Annotated in this window: 10 protein-coding genes; 7 read left to right on the forward strand and 3 right to left on the reverse strand. The window is 57.7% G+C overall.

Going from position 1 to position 14766, the window contains the following annotated elements; genetic code table 11:
- Nucleotides 1-231 precede the first annotated feature (231 nt).
- Nucleotides 232-1389, forward strand: a complete 1158-nt coding sequence (locus tag RA28_RS02910) for a flavin monoamine oxidase family protein (RefSeq protein WP_039523609.1) — start codon at nt 232-234, stop codon at nt 1387-1389.
- Nucleotides 1390-1448: 59 nt separating this feature from the next.
- Here RA28_RS02910 and RA28_RS02915 read toward each other — a convergent pair whose 3' ends face one another.
- The gene (locus RA28_RS02915; protein WP_241481048.1) at nt 1449-2363 is read right to left on the reverse strand and encodes an AraC family transcriptional regulator; all 915 of its coding nucleotides are present in this window, start codon (nt 2361-2363) and stop codon (nt 1449-1451) included.
- A 135-nt stretch (nt 2364-2498) separates the two neighbouring features.
- On the opposite strand from RA28_RS02915, the gene RA28_RS02920 reads away from it, so the two are divergent.
- Nucleotides 2499-3449 carry an SDR family oxidoreductase gene (locus RA28_RS02920; RefSeq protein ID WP_039523612.1) on the forward strand — a complete coding sequence of 317 codons (951 nt, stop codon included), beginning with the start codon at nt 2499-2501 and terminating at the stop codon, nt 3447-3449.
- A 75-nt stretch (nt 3450-3524) separates the two neighbouring features.
- Here RA28_RS02920 and RA28_RS02925 read toward each other — a convergent pair whose 3' ends face one another.
- Both RA28_RS02925 and RA28_RS02930 read right to left on the reverse strand, forming a co-directional pair.
- The gene (locus RA28_RS02925) at nt 3525-6668 is read right to left on the reverse strand and encodes an efflux RND transporter permease subunit (RefSeq protein WP_039523614.1); all 3144 of its coding nucleotides are present in this window, start codon (nt 6666-6668) and stop codon (nt 3525-3527) included.
- 12 nt (nt 6669-6680) lie between these two features.
- Nucleotides 6681-7841 carry an efflux RND transporter periplasmic adaptor subunit gene (locus tag RA28_RS02930; protein WP_052261244.1) on the reverse strand — a complete coding sequence of 387 codons (1161 nt, stop codon included), beginning with the start codon at nt 7839-7841 and terminating at the stop codon, nt 6681-6683.
- 87 nt (nt 7842-7928) lie between these two features.
- Between RA28_RS02930 and RA28_RS02935 the strand changes: the two genes are divergently transcribed.
- The 5 genes from RA28_RS02935 (at nt 7929) to RA28_RS02955 (ending at nt 14527) form a co-directional block, all read left to right on the forward strand.
- Nucleotides 7929-8570: a TetR/AcrR family transcriptional regulator gene (locus RA28_RS02935; RefSeq protein WP_052261245.1), complete on the forward strand. Its 642-nt coding sequence runs from the start codon at nt 7929-7931 to the stop codon at nt 8568-8570.
- A gap of 383 nt (nt 8571-8953) precedes the next feature.
- The gene (locus RA28_RS02940) at nt 8954-11029 is read left to right on the forward strand and encodes a hydantoinase/oxoprolinase family protein (protein WP_241481049.1); all 2076 of its coding nucleotides are present in this window, start codon (nt 8954-8956) and stop codon (nt 11027-11029) included.
- Complete coding sequence (locus RA28_RS02945) at nt 11026-12675, forward strand: hydantoinase B/oxoprolinase family protein (RefSeq protein WP_039523619.1); 1650 nt, start codon at nt 11026-11028, stop codon at nt 12673-12675. Before RA28_RS02940 ends, RA28_RS02945 begins: the two co-directional genes overlap by 4 nt.
- Nucleotides 12672-13751 (forward strand): pyridoxal phosphate-dependent aminotransferase, encoded by a 1080-nt coding sequence (locus RA28_RS02950; protein WP_039523622.1) that lies wholly within the window; start codon nt 12672-12674, stop codon nt 13749-13751. The genes RA28_RS02945 and RA28_RS02950 overlap by 4 nt, the downstream gene beginning before the upstream one ends.
- Nucleotides 13751-14527, forward strand: coding sequence for a maleate cis-trans isomerase family protein (locus tag RA28_RS02955; RefSeq protein ID WP_052261336.1), 777 nt, complete (start codon nt 13751-13753; stop codon nt 14525-14527). The genes RA28_RS02950 and RA28_RS02955 overlap by 1 nt, the downstream gene beginning before the upstream one ends.
- Nucleotides 14528-14766 lie beyond the last annotated feature (239 nt).

A 14766-nucleotide genomic window follows, 5' to 3' on the forward strand; every position in this document is an offset into this window, starting at 1 on the left:
GCGGTTGTTATTCCTTCGAAAGTCGAAACACATTGTAGCATCAAAGGGTTTTGGTCCAGGTGCTCGGCAAGGCGGTTCTAATGACGCCGTTTGTTGAGTTTTCTCGATATCGGTGTTGATCTGATCCTATAGCCAGGTTTTTGGTTGCCGGATTGGCAGTAGCCTTAAGGCACACTATCTGCGCTGCACCATGCATTGACCCGCGCTCTGTTGGGATGTGATGGTTTTTGAATGATCAATCGAAGAAGATTCACAAGCGCGACGCTGGCTTTTGCAGCGGCAAGCCCAAACATCTTGCGGGCGGGGCGGCCTAACGGTGTTGTGGTTGTCGGAGCCGGAGCCGCCGGCTTAACGGCGGCTTACCACCTGAGGCGCGCGGGACTTGATGTGCAGTTGCTGGAAGCGTCAAATCGGTGGGGCGGGCGGATTCGGCGGCTTTCGGGCTTCTGTGATGTTCCATTGGACCTTGGCGCAGAATGGATTCACGACGACCCAACGGTGTTGGGTGAGATCATTGGTCAGGGGGCAGACACGCTGGGCATTGCAACCCTTGAGTACCGACCGGAAACCTACCAGTTCTGGCAGAACGGGCGGCTGCGTGATTTCAACCTGCTGCGTCATGCCTACGCCGAGGTAAAGTTCTATGACACAACCTGGTACGGCTTCTTTGAGCGCTTTGTGCTGCCAAGTGTCAAAGACACGCTTCGTTTGAACACTCCGGTAAGCCTCGTCGATCTGAGTGGTGATGGCGTTGCGGTGCGGACAATTTCGGGACAGGTTTTTCAAGCCGACAAAGTGCTGGTCACAGCGCCGCTCTCGATCTTGCAAACGGGGCAGATCATAATCTCTTCTGCGGCGACCAAGGCGCGGTTAAAAGAGCTTCGTAACATCCAGTTCGGTGTTGGCTTCAAGGTCTTCATGAAATTCCGTGAGCGTTTCTATCCCGACATTCTGTTTGAAGGATCGCGGCTGAGTGCGCTGTCCGATGGCTGGAATGAGAAAACCTATTATGACGCGGCCTTCGGCAAGCCCACGGATGAAAACCTTTTGGGGCTTTTTACGGCTTGGGACACGCCAATTCCAAGGTCTGCCCTGAGCCGGCCAGAGTTGGTCCAGGACGTTTTGCTGGAACTGGAAGAGATGTTTGGCGATGTCGTAGGCCAAAGCCTCGTTTCAGCGCAGGCGCAAAACTGGACCAAGGAGCCTTTCATAGAAGGCAGTTATTCGATGTCCAACTTCGGATCGTCGGACATACATGACATCCTGTCGCCGGTTTCGAACAAGCTCTATTTCGCGGGTGAGGCATTGGGGGGCGAGGCCCAATCCACGGTGCATGGCGCGGCGTTTTCTGCGATCGATACGGTCAGGGCCATTCTTGACCGTCAATAGGTTTGGCGACTTCCGTGGGATGCCAAACTCTGCGCGCAGCGCGTCAGCGTTTGGCAGTATCACGCAATACCCATCGGTGGTTTTTGAGCGTCCCCCCAACGCCGAGGGGATTGGCCGTACATCCGTTTGAACTCGCGGCTGAACTGAGAGGGGCTGACATAGCCTACGTCCATCGCCGCCTGGTTCACGGACACACCTCCGGCAATCATCATTGCCGCGTTGTTCAGGCGCATGGTTTTCACAAATTGGATCGGCGCCATGGTCGTCACTTGTTTGAATTTTCGATGAAATGCGGCGCGGCTCATGCCTGCATGTGCCGCCAAATCGTCGATGGACATCGGCGTACCCAAATGGGCTGAAACATGCGCGATAGACCGTGCAATTGCATTTCCTGCGCCAAAGGCCCGCCTTGCGAACATGCCTGCTTCGCCTTTCAGGATCGCATAGTACAGCTCTTGCAACCGCCCATCTCCCAGGATCGCTGTATCGGTTTGGTGGCCCCCGAGGCGCAGTAGCCGCAGCAGTGCTTCGGTGAAGTCGTTATCCCACCTTGCAAGCCGGATGCTCTGGTCGCGTAGTGTACCATTAAACGGGGGCAGGGTGCCTCCGGCGTTTTCCATCTCCATAGCGAGGTGGGACATCACGCGTGTGTCCAACGAGATTAGAACGCCGTAAAGCGGGTTTTGGGGTGACGCGGAAGGTGTGCCCGCCTTCACCGGCAGCGACATTGGGCAGCACAGATATTTGGTGTCGTCATAAAAATATCTGCGCCCGTCCAACACGGCCTCTTTTGCCCCGGCTACGATGGCTACGACACAAGGCTCGTAGACGGCTGGTACACAAGGAATCGCTTGAGTGGCCCGAAACAGACGTACGCCTTTGATACCGGTTTCCGTCAGACCATCTTCGCCAGCTTGGCCCATGATCAGCTGTTTGATCTCGTCTTTGTGCATGCGTCGATCAAAGCGCATCATAATGGCTCATTCAACAGCTCTGATACAATCGGGCAAAAATTAGAGGCAAAATGATCTATTCATGCACGCCAATGAGACATAATTGCATTTCCGAAATAGCAGCTCATAGACGCAGATGGAATAAGGAATTAGGCCATGCCGGACACGACATTTGGACCCAAAGGCTGGACACCGGAACGCCTCGGCAACCTTAAAGGAAAAGCCTTTTTGATCACCGGTGCCAACGCAGGCGCCGGATATCAGGCGGCCCGGACGCTTTTGAGCAAAGACGCCAAAGTCGTCATGCTGAACCGCTCGGTCGAGAAGTCGAAGGCCGCCATTTCGAACCTCAAGAACGAATTCGGTGAAACGGCAGAAGTGAGTTTCGTCAGAATGGATCTCGCCTCGCTCGCAAGCGTGCGCGAAGCCGCAGCGGAAATCCAAAGGACCGTCCCAAGTATTGACGCCCTGATCTGCAATGCTGCAATCGCCCAGGTGCCAACGCAGCGGTTTACCGAGGATGGTCATGAAAGCATGCTTGGCACCAACCACTACGGCCACTTTCTGTTATGCGGGCTCTTGTTTGAACGGATTGAGGCGTCGAAAGGACGGATCGTTGTTGTCAGCAGCCTAGGGTACAACATGGGGATCAAGACGATCCAGTTCGATGACTTGAACTGGGACAAGAACTACCACCAAAACCGCACGTATTGTCAAAGCAAGCTGGCGCAGATGATGTTTGCCTACGAGTTGCAGGACAGGCTTGTCGAATCTGGCAAAACAGGTGTCGAGGTTTATGTCTGTCATCCCGGCGCTTCGCGCACGTCCCTTGTCAAAACCAGTGCCGATCTGAAAACGCGCGTCATGTTTGGCATCATGTCGGTTTTGCCAATCGTGCAATCGGCCGAGAAAGGGTCGTGGCCCGAAGTCATGTGCGCGACGGCGGCTGGTTTGGATCAACGCGCGCTTTACGGCCCTACCGGCTTTTTGGAGTTTGTCGGCCCGGTTGGTCGAGGCACACTTCACGCCCACGCATGTGACAAGGCGGTCATGACTAGACTCTGGAAAGTATCCGAAAACGCGACGGGGCTAACCTGGCAGTTTTGAGTATGCTGACTCGCACTTAAGTGCTGCCTCCATTGCAACATCAGGGCTCCTCTTGATCGAAGGTGAACAAGAGCCTCATTCTGCTGCCAGCGATACCACTGATTTGCTTGGTTGCGCTCTATCAGACTCAAACATCTGCGTTCGTTTGAACTTACCCTGGTAAACAAGGGCAAACACCGGCGGTGTGAAATAGAACGACACTACGGTCGACAACAAGACCCCTCCGGCAATCGCCACGGCAAAAGGCGGCCAAAAGGCGCCACCGCCAAGGATCAGCGGAAGGAAACCACCAAACGTTGTCACCGTGGTCGAGATGATGTGCCGGCTCGAGCCGGTGACGACCCGCGCCATCGCATTTCGGTCGCCGCGACTTGCCTTAGGGTCTTGTTGCAAACCGGTCAGGATAATAATGGCGGCATTGATAGAAACGCCGATCGAACCAATCACACCAATGATGGCCTGAATGCCAAAGGGAAACTGCATGACCGCCAGCGACAGCATGGAAAGCCCGGCAGAAAGAACGCAGACAACCAAAGTCACCAGCGTCAGGCGGAACGAGTTGAACGTCAGAACAATCGTCGCGATCGACAATGTGACGATCAATCCAACCGAGGCCATCAGATTTCCCACGGTATTGGACCGCGCATCGCTGTCTCCACCCAGCGACATCGTATAGCCTGAAGGCAGCGCAAACCCGGACGCATCAAGTGCCGTCAACACATCCCCAAGCGCCTCTTCAGGCAGAACGCCGGGCACAATAAACGCCTGAATCGTGTTTTCGCGCACGCCGTCCGTTCGGGTTATGACGCTTTCCGCAGGTTCGATGATGGGCTCCGCCAACTCTGATAGTGGAACAGCCGGAAAGACACCGGTTGCCGAGGCCGCCGCCGCGTTTGGCAGGAGAATGGGCATGCTGACGATCGTGCTAAGGTCCGAGCGGATTTCGTCGCCCAGCCGAACGCGAACCGGCAGTTGCTCGGTCCCTTCGATCAGCGATCCGCCGGTAATCCCGACAAGCGCGGTATCCAGTTGACCTGCGATGTCAGCGACGTCCAGCCCAAGCAAACGCGCCTTGACCTCGTCGATTTCAAACCGGATCTGAGGGTTCCCGCCGTTGACGCTGGCCCGCGCTTGGGTCACCAGGTCTAAGTTGGCCATGATCGACCGCACCTCATCACCCAAATTGCGAAGTACGGCGATGTCTTGCCCTTGAATTTTCACCTCAACCGGCGCTGCGACCGGGGGGCCTTGCACAAGATTTCGCACTATGATCTGCGCGTCCGGGAAATCCGTGTCCAGCTGGCTTTGCAATGCCCCCACAAGCCGCGCGGCGTCGTCAGCGGTCTCGGTGGTGATCATGGCTTGCGCGAACCCCGGCTCGCGCGAGCGGTTGCCGACGATGTTGTAATAGAATGCCGGACCAGACTCTCCAACCGTCCAATACACGCTGGTGACACCGGCGTCGGCCAACAGTATCTCATCGATTTCCCGCGCGGTTGCTTCCGTGCTGGCGATGGATGTTCCGCCCGGCATATCGACCTCGATATAGAACTGGTTTCGGTCCACGCCGGGAAAGAACTGCGCTGTCAGCGTCGGAAACGCGGCAAAGCCGAGCACCGGCAGGATCAGTGCGAGCGCGATGGATCGAACCGGGTTGGCAACGGACAGGCGGATGGAAGCTTCGAACAATCGCGCAAGCGGGGGGATGCTGATACCCCGGCTGAGCATACCGGCGTCGGTTCTGTCAGAAAGGACCCACCCGGCAATTGCAGGCGTGACAGTAAGCGCAACGAACAACGACCAAACCAGCATGAGAACCACGGCGATGGCGATGGCACCGACGAAGTCACCGGCAGGACCGGGCAGCAGGATCATCGGCATGAAGGCCAGGGCTGTTGTAACAGTCGACGCCAATAGCGGCGCGGCCAGACGGCGAACAGCGTCCCGCACAGCGGCAATACGCTCCATCCCTTCCTGCAAGCGCCGCCGGATCTCGTCGGTCATCACAATCGCCGCGTCAACGAGCAATCCCAGGGCGACGATCAGACCGGTGACGGACATCTGGTGGATTGGCAGACCGATCATGTTCATTGTTGCCAACGTTGCCAAAGACACGACGGGCAGAACCAAGGCCACAATGGCGGCGGCGCGGAACCCAAGCGTGATGAACAAAACGGCGACGACAAGCGTCACCCCGATGGCCATGTTGATCCCGACTTCTGTCAGACGATCAGTTGTGTACTGGCTTTGGTCGAACAGCAGAAGCTCTTCGATGCCCAACGGGACCGACGCGGCGCCAGCTTCGAGTTCTTCGCGCAGGAAACCCGTCCATCGGTCGATCTGGACGCCGTCTTGTGCCAGGACCCCAACCAGTACAGCGGGCCTGCCATTGGCAAAGGCGATTGAGGATTGCGGGTTCCGTGCGCCCCTGTCCACGCTGGCTATGTCGCCCAACTGGACCACTGCACCGTCGTCACTTTCCCGCAAGACTATGTTTCGCAAACGGTCGAGCGTTTCGATTTCACCGCTGATATTGATGGTCAAATCGACGTCGGATTGCAGCCGACCGGATTGAACCTTTCCATCCGCTTCGGCAATGCGCCGGGAAATCTCGGCAGCACTCAGCCCCAGCGCGGCCGCCTTGTCCATATCCACACTGACCAGAACTTCTTCTTCAGGCTGACCGAAGTAATCCACTGCGCGTGTGGCGGGGATGGCCCGCAACCGGTCGCCCAAAGCTTCGGCATGACGCGAAAGCAACGTAACCGGATAGTCCGCATCGTCCGCCGCGACCGCGATGACCGCGGAATAGGCTGAGATACCTTCGGCGTCGAATTCGGGCGGAAGAACCCCGGCTGGAAAACTCTGCGTTGCGTCATCGACCGCGTCGCGCGCTTCGGCCCAGACCTGTTCGATAGTTGCCTCGTCCAATGTTTCCAGCAACTCCACCGACACCACCGAAACGCCGGATCGGGACACCGAACTCACTTCGTCGACCTCGGCGATTTTTCGAAGTTCTTCTTCGATCTCAGCGGTTACAAGGGCTTCGACCCGCTCGGGATCTGCGCCCGGGAACTGGGTTGTCACGGTCGCGAAAAGGTTCGTGATTGTTGGGTCCTCCTGCCGACCCAGTGACAGGAATGACGACAGGCCGGCAGAGACCAAAACCAAAACAATCAGCGCGACCAGTCTGGGGTGACGAAAGGTGAGGGTTTCCATGGCGCGTCTCCCTCACTGACCGTCGTCGAATGACACGCGCTGACCGACGGTCACACGTTGCGGGCCCTGGTCGATCAGAACGGTGCCATCCGGAAATACGCCTCTGACAAAAACGCGCTCATCTTCGGCGTGAAGCACTTCGACGGTTGCGACGCGTACCGTCTTTTGCGCATCCGCAACCAGAAGGGTCCATTGACCGCGCGAGCCTTCCTTGAGCGATGTTGTGGGTACCCATGTCCCGGCCCCTTCGACAGGATCGTTGACATGCACGCGTGCGGTCTGCCCGAAGGCCACATCCAGCCCGTCTTCCAGATCGAACAACGCCGTCCGGGTGCGCGTCAGCGGATCGATATCTGGCCTCAGAGTTGCAAGAGTTGCCCGGTAGTTGGTACCTGCTATTTCGATTTCGACATCGGACAAAAGCGTGTGGTCCACATCGAGTGGGATTCCGATCCGCACCTGCGGCGAAACAACCTCGACCATGCCCAGCACCAGCTCGCCCGCGCGCAGCGTCTCTCCGCCATCGACGTGACGAGAAGTGATCTGACCCGCAAAAGGCGCCTCGATACTGGATTTTTCAATGCGGACCGTGACATCGCGCAGCGCGGCGTCCAGCTCACCAATTCTGGACAGCAGCTCGTCTTGCAAGGCGACAGCTTCGTCCAATCGCGCCTGGCTTGTGAATCCTTGTTCGATGAGCTTTGCGTTTCGCTCGACGGTTTTCTGGGCAAAATCCAATTGAGCCGCTATCGCATCGCGCGAGGCGGTGAGACGATCACGCTCGACCTCCAGCAACGCGATATCCAGTGTGGCCAGCAACTGGCCTTTGGCAACTTCGTCGCCTTCATCGACCAGAATGTCTTCCAGTCTGCCATTCAGCTCGAACGAAACATCGGCAGAGCGTTGAGGTTCAACCTGACCGATGAAGACACGGTCAACGATATAAGTATTCTCTTGCGTGATCGGTGTTACGGACACCGGCGTCACGGCTGCTGCATCCGGGGCAGGTACCGCGTCCGCCCTTCGGGCCAATTCGGATGAACCGAAGTAAACCGCAGTTGCTGCGACGGCAATGACGCAGATTGTCAGTCCAAGCCGAATCCCACCATGAAAGAGGCGCGCAATCAGGCTTCGCTTGGCAACGGGAGAAGACGGAATATCAGGATTCGGCATTTGGGGACCTCATCAAGTTAGTGTCTCTAACATATGTTAGAAGTTCTCACTTTGACAAGTGATACGTGATCTGCCACATCTTGGATCATGACGACCACAAAAAACATTTCGACAACAGGCACCCAGTTTGAAGGCCAGCCGGTGGGCAAGAAAGCCTACCATCACGGCGATCTGCGCGCGGCATTGATCGAAGCGACCCGACAATTGGTCGAAAGCAAAGGACCCGACAGTTTTTCCGTGTCCGACGCGTGCAGACTGGCCGGAGTTTCCACTGCGGCACCCTATAAACACTTCAAAGATAAGACAGAAATGCTGGTTGCTGTCGTTCTTGAAGGTATGCAGCGACACCGCGCGAACATGCTGGCGGCCCTGGAAGGCATTCCCGAAGCGTCGCCAGAGCGGATTACAGCGATAGGCATGGAATACGTTGCGTTCGCCCTGAATGAGCCGGGGATCTTTCGCCTCAAATTCGGGGGGTTCACAGATCGGATTTCCGATCCCCGGCTGGAAGAAGGCGGGCAACAGAGTTTTGGAATTCTATTGTCGGAAGTCGCAAAATGTCGCGGAGAGACGGGAATCACCGAAGATGTTCGCCGCCGTGGTTTTCTGCTCTGGAGCTTTGTTCACGGCCTCTCGTTTATTCTGCACAATCAAGGTCTGGCGGACAAAGGCGGCGAGTTCGATCTGCATGACCTGTTGGAAGATGTTTCCGAACGAATGCTGAGTTAGAAGTTTTGCGCTTAGCAAATCTGCGGTTCTCGAACCTATCAAAAAAACACTTTATCGTGTGTTTTAGTCCCTTCGGGCAATTCTGACTGTCGCCGCGCGTCGACCGCGGCTTTCTTCGTGGGTTTCCCCCCGATTGATGGAAGGACGCCCCAGAGCAGGAATTTGTTGACGGGCTTGGTCCAACTCGTGCAAAGCTGCGTTCTGCAAGGCAAAGGAAACGGATCATGCTGATCGTTGTGTCCAACCCAATGATGCGCCGCGCCACGGGTGCGGATCTTGTCGCCTAAGCGGCATCTGCGCCGACCCGCTTGACGATCGGCCTTTGGGCCGCCCTGCAGATTTAATCAACAGACCTGTGCATGCAAAATGACCTCGGATTGCGTATGGCAATCGATATTGGTGGCACATTCACGGACACGGTGCTCGTCCAGGGCACGTCTCGGATCCTGGCCACGAACAAAACAGCCACCACGCCCAATCAACCCGCGCTTGGTGCGTTGGAAGGCGCCCGCCGCGTTTTGGCGATGGTTGGTCGGGAATGGCGACAGATTACCGGGATGATCCACGGAACGACCTTGGCAACAAATGCCCTGATTGAACGTCGCGGGGCGCGTGTTGCTTCGATAACCACCGCAGGTTTCCGCGATATTCTCGAGATTGCCTATGAAAGGCGCTATTCCCAATATGCGATCAACCTGGTCAAGCCGGATCTGCTTGTTCCGCGCACGCGTGCCTTGACGATCGGAGGACGCATGGACGTGCAGGGGCAAGAGCGCACACCGCTGGACGAAAGTGCCGTTGACGGGCTTGCCGCCGATATCCAACGGCTGGGGTGCGATGCGGTCGCGATATGCTTGATGCACGCCTATGCGAACCCCGCGCACGAGCTGCGTTTGCGCGAGTTGTTGCGCGAACGGATGCCGGGGTTGGTCATTTCTCTCAGTCACGAGGTCAGCCCCGAGGCGCGTGAATTCGACCGACTGTGCACGACAATCGCCAACGCTTACATTCAGCCGCTGATGGCGACATACCTCGCGGATTTCGCGTCGGGTTTTGCGGCGGAAGGTCTGGAATGCCCCATTCTGATGATGACGGCCGGGGGTGGGATGACCACGGTGCAGACTGCCGCAGAGCTGCCCGTTCGCTTGGTCGAGTCTGGCCCGGCCGGCGGTGCCATACTGGCCGCGCGGATCGCCCGGGAGGTCGGCGAGACCGAGGTTCTGTCCTTCGATATGGGAGGCACAACCGCGAAACTATGCCTGATTGATGACTATCGTCCTCAGACCGCGCGCAAGTTCGAAATCTCGCGGGCTGAACGGTTCATCAAGGGCTCGGGCATGCCTGTGCGCATTCCCGTGATCGAGATGATCGAAATCGGCGCTGGCGGAGGATCGATCGCAAGCGTCGACCGATTGAACCGGTTGGCCGTTGGGCCGCACAGCTCGGGCGCTGATCCCGGACCGGCAGGGTTTGGCAAGGGCGGCAGTAAGCCCACAGTCACCGACGCCGACATCGCCCAGGGATTGATCGACCCGACCCGCTTTGCCGAAGGGCGGTTGCAGATCGACAAGAACGCGTCTGAGACCGCGCTGGCGCATCACGTGGGACAAGGCCTGTCCTTGCAAGCGGATCAAGCCGCATTTGCAATCAGTGAAATCGTTGACGAGAACATGGCCAGCGCCGGTCGCATGCACGCTGTTGAGTCGGGCAAGGATCTACAGGCCCGTTTGATGATTGCCTTTGGCGGCAACGGCCCATTGCATGCAACACGTGTTGCCCGCCGCTGTCAGGCAGAGCGAATTCTGATCCCGCGGGACCCCGGTGTCGGGTCCGCCGTTGGGTTTCTGTTCGCCCCGGTTTCTTTTGAGATTATCCGGTCCCGGTACGCGACCCTCGATGCGCTGGAACTCGACCAAATGAACGCGTTTTTCCATCAGCTAAGGGACGAGGCTGAACGTGTGGTGCGCGCTGGCGCACCGGATGGACCGCTTGACGCGCGTCGTGTCGCGTTCATGCGGTATCACGGACAAGGGCACGAAATTGAGGTTGAATTGCCCGACCGAAATTTGACGACCCCAGACCTGTCGGACTTACGCCATGACTTCGAAGCCGAATATCGGCGTCAATTCAATCGCACCGTACCGGGAATGACTATCGAGATCATGAACTGGGGGTTGACCGTGTCTGCCCCTGTCATGGCCCCGCCAAAATACGTGAAAAAGGAAGAAGGCAGGTACATCGAGCCGTCGGAGACAACCGACATTTTGTGCGACGTCACGGGTGATTGGTGCAAGGCCGGTGTGTTCGAACGTGCCGCGCTGACAGACGGCGATTTGGTCAAGGGCCCCGCCCTGATCATCGAACCGCAAACAACCACGCTTGTCAGCGCAGACTATGATGCGCGAATAGACAGCACCGGGAACATCTGGCTGACCAAACTTGCGGAGGCACGCACATGACAACACCTCAAACCCGTCTGCAGGTCATGTGGAACCGGCTGCTGGCTGTTGTCGAGGAACAGGGGCAGGCCCTGGTCCGCGCGGCCTTCAGCCCGATTGTGCGCGAATGCGGCGATATCTCGGCCGGCATTTTCGACTTTGACGGTCGTATGATTGCGCAAGCTGTGACCGGCACACCGGGGCATATCAACACGATGGCCGAGGCCGTAAAGACACTGCGGGGACATTTCCCTGTTCAGGACATGCTGCCCGGCGACATCTACATGACAAACGATCCGTGGATCGCCTCGGGTCACCTGAACGATTTTCTTTTGATGATGCCGGTGTTCTTCGATGGTCAGGTTGTCGGTTTCACCTCCTGCACGTCTCATTTGATTGATCTGGGCGGATTGGGCATGGGGCCTGAGGGCGCGGATATCTATGATGAGGGTTTACTTATCCCGCCTTGCAAGCTGGTGGATCGGGGCGAGATCAACACCCTTTTGCTGGATATCGTCAAGGCCAACTCGCGCGAACCGATCGCGAATGAGGGCGACATCTATGCGCTGATCGCCTGTTGCGAGGCTGGTGCGTCCCGATTGTCGCAGATGATGGCCGAGTTCGGGCTTCTGGACCTGGCCGAACTGTCGGAGTACATCATCGAAACCTCGCGCAAAGGAACAATCGACGCCATTTCCGAGTTGCCGCAGGGGACGTGGCGCCATGTCCTGACCGTTGATGGGTATGGTTCAGAGATAGAACTGCGCGCCGCACTCACGATTGAGAAAGACCAAGTTTTACTGGATTTCGCGGGCACGGCAGATTGCACAAACAAAGGTATCAACGTTCCGTTGAACTATGCTGCGGCCTACTCGGTTTTTGCGTTGCGATGCGTCATCGGCTCGGACATCCCCAATAATGCAGGCTCTTTGGAGCCGTTTCGCGTGATCGGTCCAAAGGGATGTATTCTTAACGCCCAGCCGCCGGCCCCGGTCGCCATGCGCCACACGCTTGGGCAGATGACGCCGGATCTGGTTTACGGCTGCTTGTCACAAGCCTTGCCTGATCTGGTGCCAGCAGAGGGGGCCTCGTGCATGTATGATCTGCCGCTACGGCATGTTCCCGAGGCAGTCGAACGCGGAGAAGCGCCGTTCGCGCTGGAATTGGTATTCAACGGCGGCACCGGCGCGCGTCCGACATTGGATGGGTTGTCGGCCACCGCCTTTCCCAGCGGCGTCTGGGGCAGTCAGATCGAAACCACCGAGGCCGCCGCGCCGGTCCTGTTTCGACGCCGCGAGCTGAGGCCTGATTCTGGTGGTGCGGGCCAATATCGCGGCGGGTTGGGCCAAAGGATCGAGGTAAGCGCGGCATCCGACAGGGATTTCATGGTCTTCCTTTCGGTCGAGCGCATTCGAAACGCCGCCAAGGGTCGGTTTGGTGGTCAGGATGGTGCGGCTGGACGCGTTCGGATCGGTCACGATGGACCGGACCTGCCGGGCAAGGGCGAGCTTCGCGTGGGGGCCGGGCAAACGCTGGTGTTTGAAACGCCTGGCGGCGGAGGGTACGGGCCACCAGCGGAACGGTGTCCGGAAGCATTGGCACAGGATGTCGAGGCTGGCCTCGTCAGCGCTGAAGGTGTCGAATGTGATTACGGAGACGGCAAATGACCGTGCCAAGACCCCATATTGCGAGTATGGCACCCTATAGTCTGGCTCGGCTGGCTCCACCCGATGGCGTTCCGCTGATTTCGCTTTCGCAAAACGAAAGCCTGCGACCACCCAGCCCCAAAGCTGTCGAAGCGGCGGCTGCAGTGCTGGGCAACGGGATGCTGTACCCGGACCCGGACTGGTCCGAGCTGCGTGAAGTGTTGGGGCAACAACATGGAGTGAACCCCAACGGCATTTTGTGCGGCAACGGGTCCCTGGACCTGATAGGCTGCATTGCGCGGGTATTCTCGGGTCCCGGTCGGTCCGTGCTTGCGCCAGCCCACGCCTATCCCTTTTTCAGATCGGCAGCGCAGATGTCTGGCGCGCGCTTCGATATCGCTCCAGAGCGCGGAACGACGGTCAGCATCGACACTTTGCTGAATGGGGTGGCACCCGACACGGGCGTCGTTTTCCTCGCCAACCCGGGAAACCCGACTGGAACCCGCATACCGCAGGCCGAGCTGCGCCGCCTTCGAGACAATTTGCGACATGACATCCTGCTGGTTGTGGACGAGGCCTATGGCGAGTTTGCCGACCCTTTGAACGAGACGAATTTCGATATGGTTCAAGAGGGAAACACGGTTGTTTTGCGTACGTTTTCCAAAGCCTACGGAATGGCGGGGTTCCGTGTTGGCTGGGGTCTGTTTCCAGAACGCATCGCAGCAGAGCTGCGCAAAGTCATGAACCCAAATAACATCAGCGCGGCGGCGCAGGCGGCGGCCGTCGCGGCTGTTTTGGATCACGACTACATGCGCGAGACCTGCCGGATCACGGCTGCATTGCGTGACGATGCAGCAACGGCGCTTACCAAAGCGGGGTTCAGCCTGACGGATAGTTTCACGAATTTCTTGCTGATCGACATGGGCGACCCTGAATCCGCGCAACAGGCGGATGAAGCAATGCGAGATAAAGGCATCTTTCTCCGGCCTCAGGGTGGCGCAGGCTTGCCGCATATGCTGCGTATGACCGTAGGAGCCAAACACGATAACGAAACGGCAATTTCGTCGCTGATCAAATGGAAAACGGAGACCCGCTGATGACCCCGTCCAGAGGACGCGCTCGTTTAGGTGTATTGGTGCCATTCACAAACACAAATCTCGAACCTGATATGGCGCTGATGCGGCCAGATGGCGTTTCGCTGCACTTTGCGCGTATGGGGGGGTATGATGCGGACGAGATACCGGATGAAGCGCAGATGCACGGCCTCGGGACTGCCGATCTGGGTGACCCGCTTGCACTGCTGATGGGCGCGCGCCCGGATGTTGTTTTGTACGGATGCACCTCGGCCACGCTGACTCACGGCCCGGAATTCGATCGGACGTTGGCAAAACAGATCAAGGCCACAAGCGGCGCCGAAACGGTCACGGCGGCAGGGGCACTTGTTAACGCACTGCATTTTCTGGGAGCGCGCAAGATTGGTTTTGCGTCGCCATACGTGCCGGCGATCAATGACATGGCAATCCAGTTCCTGGCCAAAACGGGCTTTGAAACACTCAAACGCTCGGAAATGGCCGAAGAACTGGACAATGAAGGGCAGGGCGCGTTGCTCCCTGACATGGTGTATGATCTGGGTCTGCGCGCGGATCATCCAGATGCCACAGTGGTCGTTTTATCTTGCACGGATATGCGCAGCGTTGAGGTTCTGGATCAGCTTGAACAGGCTCTGGGAAAGCCGGTGATCAGCTCGAACCAGGCGATGTTGTTTCAAACACTGCAGATTTTGAACATCGCGGAGCCTATCCAAGGGTTCGGAAGTCTTTTGGAACGTCCGCGACAGGTAATCGAAGCTGCCCAGTCCGTCCGGGTAAACTGACCCGATGCGAATGTGAATTTCTGACCATCGGTGCCTGCGAAGCTGTATCGGAAAGCCCAATAAACATTGGGTAAACCCAAAAAATCACAGGCACTACGGGAATCCCCCAATTACGCGCCGAGACCAGATGAGTTAACTTTTTGTTAATCAGGGGCCGAGTGCGGCCCAACCACTTTCACTTTATTTCCCCCGATGAGGGGCTGGCTCTAACCCCCTTGGCCGGCCCCTCTCTCTTTTTG

Source organism: Ruegeria sp. ANG-S4 (assembly GCF_000814005.1).
Classification (GTDB): domain Bacteria; phylum Pseudomonadota; class Alphaproteobacteria; order Rhodobacterales; family Rhodobacteraceae; genus Ruegeria.

What these genes read in the sequence shown, in the direction of transcription:
- RA28_RS02910 (WP_039523609.1), top strand. Translation starts at nt 232, where the DNA reads ATGATCAATCGAAGAAGATTCACAAGCGCGACGCTGGCTTTTGCAGCG.
- RA28_RS02915 (WP_241481048.1), bottom strand. Translation starts at nt 2,363, where the DNA reads ATGATGCGCTTTGATCGACGCATGCACAAAGACGAGATCAAACAGCTG.
- RA28_RS02920 (WP_039523612.1), top strand. Translation starts at nt 2,499, where the DNA reads ATGCCGGACACGACATTTGGACCCAAAGGCTGGACACCGGAACGCCTC.
- RA28_RS02925 (WP_039523614.1), bottom strand. Translation starts at nt 6,668, where the DNA reads ATGGAAACCCTCACCTTTCGTCACCCCAGACTGGTCGCGCTGATTGTT.
- RA28_RS02930 (WP_052261244.1), bottom strand. Translation starts at nt 7,841, where the DNA reads ATGCCGAATCCTGATATTCCGTCTTCTCCCGTTGCCAAGCGAAGCCTG.
- RA28_RS02935 (WP_052261245.1), top strand. Translation starts at nt 7,929, where the DNA reads ATGACGACCACAAAAAACATTTCGACAACAGGCACCCAGTTTGAAGGC.
- RA28_RS02940 (WP_241481049.1), top strand. Translation starts at nt 8,954, where the DNA reads ATGGCAATCGATATTGGTGGCACATTCACGGACACGGTGCTCGTCCAG.
- RA28_RS02945 (WP_039523619.1), top strand. Translation starts at nt 11,026, where the DNA reads ATGACAACACCTCAAACCCGTCTGCAGGTCATGTGGAACCGGCTGCTG.
- RA28_RS02950 (WP_039523622.1), top strand. Translation starts at nt 12,672, where the DNA reads ATGACCGTGCCAAGACCCCATATTGCGAGTATGGCACCCTATAGTCTG.
- RA28_RS02955 (WP_052261336.1), top strand. Translation starts at nt 13,751, where the DNA reads ATGACCCCGTCCAGAGGACGCGCTCGTTTAGGTGTATTGGTGCCATTC.